The following is a 6,074-nucleotide window of genomic DNA, read 5'->3' on the forward strand; positions in this document are numbered from 1 at the left end:
GGCACGTCACTCCGGCTTCCGGCGCCGGCCCTCGCCGCGGCGGGTCTCGTCGTAGCTGCCGAGCTGGTCCATCAGCGCGGTCACGGTCTCGCGGTCCCGCGCCGAGAGCTGCATCGCCCGCTGCGCCATCTTCCGGGCCTCGGCGTCCCGCCACGCGACGACGTCCTCGACCTGCCGGTCGACCTGGCCGGCGACCTCGTCGTCGAAGAAGTACGTCACCGGCACGCCGAAGAACTGGGCCAGGGCCTGGATGTGGGAGCGTTTCGGGTCCTTGCGCGCGCCGACGGCGAGCTGCTGCACGTGCGTCGCCGACATCGTGACGCCGGTCTGCTCCGCGACGCCGTGGGCGATCTCCCGGTACGAGTACGGCTTGCGGTCCGGCGGGTGCACGGTCGCGATCAAGTGCGCCAGCCGTTCGGCGAAACTGCGCTCCTCGCTCACCACACACCACCCTCAACCATGAAACGTGACACCACCCAGCCTAGCTGTCCCGAAAACTTGACAGCACCTGTACCGGAAAGACTACGATACCGACGTTAGGTGTTTCGGAAACGAAACGCCAGCCCGGGCCGGTGCGACGGCCGCGGGGTGACTCACGTGGCCGCTGGGGGTGGCCACGCGCCCAACCCCGCGGCCTCGCGCCGGTTCCGATCGCGTTCGCGGGCTTCTCCGACAGAAGACCACCGCCAGTGAGCGCGCGAACCGGAGGTCCGGCGCGCACCAGCTCGCGGCTGCCGACCGGTCTTCTATCCCGTCAGCAGCCGCCGGAGGACCGCCGGGGTTCGGCCCGCGTGCTCGCGCACCACTCGCGTCAGGTGCGCCTGGTCCGCGAAGCCCAGGTCCGCCGCCAGCACCGCCAACCGGCGCTCCCCCGCCTCCAGGCGGTCCAGCGCCCGGCCGACCCGGACCCGGTTGCGGTAGCGGGTCAGCGACACCCCCACCTCCCGCGTGAACACGCGGCTCAGCCGGTACGGCGACACTGCCAGCAACTCCGCCAGCGGGAACAGCCCGGCCGCCGCCGGGACGTCCGCCGCGATCGCTTCCCGGGCTCGGGCGACCAGCGCGCGGTCGTCGGGTCGGCCCGTGCCGGTGCCGGACAGCCTGATCGCGCGGCCCACCAGCGTCAGCAGTTCCTCCGCGAGCGCGTAGTCCGGGTCCGTGGCCGCCGCGACGGCTCGGCGGTGCGCGAGGTCCAGCGCGCCGTCGACGTACACCGTGGACAGTGGCCGCCGGTCGCCCGCCAGGCGCTGCCACAGGTCCGGGCCGAAGGTCACCGACGTGCAGACGTCGCCGCCCGCCGGGTGCGCGAACTGTTCCTCGTCGCCGAGTTCGGCCAGGTAGGCCGACGTCGGATCGACGTCCGCGACGCCGCCACGGACACGGCGCCGGAACCGGCCGCGGCGGACGAACACCATGCGGTAGCCCGTCGACACCTCGGGCGCCGACCACCCGGTGTGGTCGTCGGCGCACGTCACCACGCTCACCGTGTAGCCCGGCCGGGCCGCGACTTCGACTGCCTCACGCACCCACCGCACGCTACGCCGGCGGTACGACAATTCCGCCCGCGCAAGGATCTTCAAGACCGCCGGGCGGCCGGCGGGCAGGCTGCCCCGCGACACGCAACACGGATCCAGGAGGCAGCACCATGCTCGCGGAACTCACCACGGTCGTCCTCGACTGCGCCGACCCGGCCGCGCTCGCCGCGTTCTACGGCGAAGCCCTCGGCTGGGAGGTGACCTACGCCGACGACGACACCGTCCAGCTCGGCGGCCCGGTCGGGCTCGGCTTCCAGCGCGTCGAGGGCTACCGCGGACCCGGCTGGCCGGACGCGGCCAAGCACGCGCACCTCGACCTGCGGGTCGACGACCTCGAGCGCGCCGTCAAGGAGTTCACGGCGCTCGGCGCGTCCAAGCCGGACTTCCAGCCCGGCGGCGGCGAGTGGGTCGTGCTCGCCGACCCCGAGGGCCACCTCTTCTGCCTGGTCACGAGCTGAGCCGGTGGCCCCTCCCGCGACCGGGAGGGGCCACCGCCGGAGTCAGGACCGGTAGACGCCGAACTCGTACAGCGAATACCCGTACGCAGTACCGCGCTGGGTCGCGTTCATCCGCACGTACCGGGCCGTGGCCGAGATCGCGAGGTCGTCGGCACCGCCGTCACCGGTGGTCGTCGCGTAGACCGAGCGCCAGTTCGCGCCGTCGTCGCTGACCTGGATCTCGTACGCCTTGCCGAACGCCGACTCCCAGACCAGCTGCACGTGGTTGAACGCCTGCCTGCTGCCCAGATCGACCTGCACCCACTGCGGGTCGGCCCACGCGCTCGCCCAGCGCGTCGCCAGGTTGCCGTCGGTCGCGGCCTGCGGCGGGTAGGGCGCGCCGGGGCCGTCGGCCTGGTAGGTCGACGCCGTGGTCGCGGCGCCGCGGGCCAGGTTGGTCCCCGGCACCGGCGGGGCGACCACGCGCAGGGAGCGCGTCTCGATCCCGACGTTGCCGTGGCCGTCGCGGGCGTAGAGGTAGATCTTCCAGACGCCCAGGTCCTTCGGCGCGGTCACGGTGAACGTGCCGGTCCCGGTGAACTGCGCCGGGATCAGGCCCGCGGCGTTGTTGATGTACTTGCTGTTGTAGCCCATGGTGTAGGCGATCGGGTCACCGTCCGGATCGGACACGTTCGCCGTCACGGTGAACGTGCCGCCGGCCGGGACGTCGGTGGTGCGGCTGAGGTTCATCGACGAGATCACCGGGGGCGTGTTACCGCCGGTCTGTCCACTGTAGAGCTTGCGGACGGCGTACCAGGCGAGCCGCTTCTCGTTGCCCGTGGTGATGTTGAACCAGACGCCGCCGAAGTCGCCTTCGGTGCCGTAGTGGAACAGCGTCGCGCCGAGCGCCACCCCGGGGTGGGCGAGAATGCAGTTCCAGGCGTTCGTGTAGCCGTCACGCTTCTGCTGGTCGGTCGGCTCCGCCGGAACGCCGTTGACGTCGTTCGGGACCTCCCACTCGCCGGCCGGGCCGGTCTCGGTGACGATGTACGGCTTCGTGTAGCCGCCGTTGATCCAGTCCTGCTTGACCTGGCAGACCTGGGCGTAGGAGTTGACGGAGTACAGGTCGAGGTTCGGTGTGTAGGCCTTGTAGTACGGCCACGCGCCGGTCCAGGCGTCGGTCGAGGTCACCGGGTGGTTGGCGTCGATGGCGTGGATCGCCTGGGCGGCCTGGTCGACGAACCGGGCGTAGGCGATGCGGTTCTGCTCCAGCAGCGTGCCGGAGTAGCAGTTCTGCATGCCGAGGATCGACTCGTTGCCGACGTTCCACATCAGCACGCCGGCGTTGCCCTTGTAGGCGTTGACCCACTTCTGGATCTCGCCGAGCATCGTGTTCTTGTAGTTCGTGTCGGTGGTGTAGTCGACGCACCCGCCGCTGCCGGGCCCGCCGCCGGGCTGGAGCCAGAAGCCGGCGACGACCTTGATGCCGTTGGCCGCGGCGGCGTCGAACAGCGGCTGGCTGCTGCCGTCGGTGCCCCAGGTGCGGACGGTGTTGACACCGATCGAGTGCAGCTCCGGCATCCGCGCCGCCGCTTCGCTCACCGGCGGGCCCCAGGTGAGGCCCTTGACGATCCACGGCTGGCCGTCGACGCTCAGCTGCCAGTTGCCCTGGCTGCCGGTCACCTTCGTGACGCCGGGGCCGCCTGGCGTCGACGTGCCCGGGGTGCCACTGACCTGGAACTCCCAGAGCGAGTAGCCGTAGCCGCCGACGCGGTGGGTGCCGTAGAGGCGGACGTACCGGCCGTGGCCGGTGACGGCGAGGTTCTGCACGCCGCCGGTCGCGGTCGTCGTGCTGTACACCGTCTGCCACGACGCGGCGTTGTCCGAAACCTGGATTTCGTAGGCCGTCGCGTAGGCGGATTCCCAGTTCAGCGTCACCTGGCTGATGTCGGCGGACGCGCCGAGGTCGACCTGCAGCCACTGCGGGTCGCTCCACGAGCTGGCCCAGCGGGTGCCCGGGTCGCCGTCGACGGCCGCGGAGGCCGGTGTCCCCGCGCCCTCGCTGCTCGAGGCGGTCACCGGTCTGCCCTGCGAGAGCAGGGTGGCTGCGTGTGCCGGGGTCGGGCCGGCTAGGAGGCCCAGCACCAGCAGGACCACGAGTGCCGGGACGGCACGAAGGGGCAACGGTCGGTCCACGATGACTCCCGCGCGAAAGGGGACGGAGGTTGGAGAGCGCTCTCCGGCACGGCCGATCGTTCGTCACGGCGGCCCGCGTTGTCAAGGTTCCCGTCTGGAAACGGACAATGCCTGCCCGCCGCCGGATGCGGGTACTCCTTGACAGGGTGGCGGCTCGGTGCGCATGCTCTTGGAGAGCGCTCTCCCATTCCTCAGGCACCCTCACCGTGGAGGACCCTTGGTATCCAAAGCCGCGCTCCTCGCCTGCACCGCCGCCACCGTGCTGGCAGGCGCCTTCCTGACCGCGGCGACCTCGTCGCCGGCCGTCGCCGACAACCTGGTCACGCACCACGAATTCCAGGTCAACTGCTCCCCCAGCCACCACCAGCCGGACGACCCGATCGTCTTCCCCGGGCTGCCCGGCGCGTCGCACGACCACACGTTCATCGGCAACAAGACCACCAATGCGAACACGACACTGGCGTCGCTGCAGGCCTCGGGCGTCGGCAACACGACCTGCCTGGCGCCGGACGACCTGTCCGCCTACTGGTTCCCGACGGTCTACAACGGGAACCAGGTGATCCTGCCGAACTTCGCGCAGGTCGTGTACTACAAGTCCGGCATCCTCGACTACACCAAGGTCGTGCCGTTCCCACCCGGCCTGCGCTACGTCGCCGGGACGGTCACGGCGACGCAGGACCAGTTCCAGAACGCGCCCGGCGCCATCGAGGGCTGGGAGTGCGGGGACAGCTTCCACAACTGGGACATCCCGGTGCAGTGCACGCCGGGCAGCCAGCTGAACATCCGGTACCAGGCCCCGAGCTGCTGGGACGGCGTCCACCTGGACTCCGCCGATCACAAGAGCCACATGGCGTACCCGGACAAGACGACGCTGACGTGCCCCGCCGACCACCCGGTCGCGGTGCCGATGCTGGAGTTCAAGATCGCGTTCCCGGTCAGCGGTGACATGTCCGGCGTCCACCTGGCCAGCGGGCGCGGGTATTCGTGGCACTACGACTTCTTCAACGCGTGGGACCCGCCCACCCTCGCCGCGCTGGTCACGCACTGCATCAACGGCGGGCTCCAGTGCGACCCGCGCGGGTTCGACGTCTACAAACCGGACCGCGGGGGCGTCCTCGGTCCGAACTACCGGCTGCCCGGCCGGCCGTGAGGCGGACGGCGCCGGTCGTCGCCGCGGTGGTGGTGGCGATGTCCATGGGCGGGTGTGCCACCACCACGCCGGCGGCCCCGGCGCCGCCGCCCGGCCCCGGGTCGAGCGCGTTCAACCCCACCGACGTCGCGTGGTTGCAGCTGACCGTGCCGATGACGGAGAACGCGGTCACCGCGGCCCACCTGGCGGCGGACCACGCGGCGAGCCCCGCCGTGCGGTCCGCCGCGTCGGCGCTCGAGCCGTCCCAGGACGGGTTCCTCACCCGGCTGCGGGCTCTTCGCGATCGGGCGGGGTTGCCGGCCGCGAACGTCCACAGTGGACATCAGATGCCGGGCATGATCACCGACGCCGATCTCGTCGCCCTCCGGACCAGCGACGGCACCGACTTCGACCGGCGGCTCGTCGCGTTGCTGCGGGCCCACGCGAAGCAGATCGTGGTGCTGGCGAACGGCGAGCAGACCTCGGGCGCGGACCCGGCGACCCGGTCACTGGCCCGTGACCTCGGCGCGGCGGCCACGCGGGAAGGGGAAGTGCTGGACCGGACGAGCTGACCGGAGACACCGCCCGGCCCCCACTGCCGGGCCCCGGCGGGGCCTGGGAGCGGCCCGGCCGGGTGCGCGTCCTCCGGTGCAGGTACTCGGCGACGAGTGGCGGCAACCCGCCACTCGTCGCCGAGTTGCCGTGGTGGCAGGGGTTCCCGCCGCCTCCGGCCGGCCGACACGCGTACCCGAATGGACGACACGCGTACCTAGATGG

At 71.5% G+C, this 6,074-nt stretch carries 6 protein-coding genes; 3 read left to right on the forward strand and 3 right to left on the reverse strand.

The features are described 5' to 3' along the window. Positions 1–6: 6 nt before the first annotated feature. Positions 7–441, reverse strand: coding sequence for an XRE family transcriptional regulator (locus tag ACGFMK_RS43180; RefSeq protein WP_392775869.1), 435 nt, complete (start codon positions 439–441; stop codon positions 7–9). A 305-nt stretch (positions 442–746) separates the two neighbouring features. Next, positions 747–1,556 carry a helix-turn-helix domain-containing protein gene (locus ACGFMK_RS43185; RefSeq protein ID WP_392775882.1) on the reverse strand — a complete coding sequence of 270 codons (810 nt, stop codon included), beginning with the start codon at positions 1,554–1,556 and terminating at the stop codon, positions 747–749. Positions 1,557–1,645: 89 nt separating this feature from the next. Here ACGFMK_RS43185 and ACGFMK_RS43190 point away from each other — a divergent pair, with 89 nt between their 5' ends. Beyond that, positions 1,646–1,993, forward strand: a complete 348-nt coding sequence (locus ACGFMK_RS43190; RefSeq protein WP_392775872.1) for a VOC family protein — start codon at positions 1,646–1,648, stop codon at positions 1,991–1,993. Positions 1,994–2,035: 42 nt separating this feature from the next. On the opposite strand, the gene ACGFMK_RS43195 is transcribed toward ACGFMK_RS43190, so the two are convergent. Beyond that, positions 2,036–4,168: a discoidin domain-containing protein gene (locus ACGFMK_RS43195; protein WP_392775875.1), complete on the reverse strand. Its 2,133-nt coding sequence runs from the start codon at positions 4,166–4,168 to the stop codon at positions 2,036–2,038. 217 nt (positions 4,169–4,385) lie between these two features. On the opposite strand from ACGFMK_RS43195, the gene ACGFMK_RS43200 reads away from it, so the two are divergent. Beyond that, positions 4,386–5,318, forward strand: a complete 933-nt coding sequence (locus tag ACGFMK_RS43200) for a DUF1996 domain-containing protein (protein ID WP_392775877.1) — start codon at positions 4,386–4,388, stop codon at positions 5,316–5,318. Then, positions 5,315–5,869: a DUF305 domain-containing protein gene (locus tag ACGFMK_RS43205; protein WP_392775879.1), complete on the forward strand. Its 555-nt coding sequence runs from the start codon at positions 5,315–5,317 to the stop codon at positions 5,867–5,869. Before ACGFMK_RS43200 ends, ACGFMK_RS43205 begins: the two co-directional genes overlap by 4 nt. Positions 5,870–6,074 lie beyond the last annotated feature (205 nt).

The sequence above is a fragment of the Amycolatopsis sp. NPDC049252 genome (assembly GCF_043197175.1).
Lineage (GTDB): Bacteria > Actinomycetota > Actinomycetes > Mycobacteriales > Pseudonocardiaceae > Amycolatopsis.

What these genes read in the sequence shown, in the direction of transcription:
- ACGFMK_RS43190 (WP_392775872.1), top strand. Translation starts at nt 1,646, where the DNA reads ATGCTCGCGGAACTCACCACGGTCGTCCTCGACTGCGCCGACCCGGCC.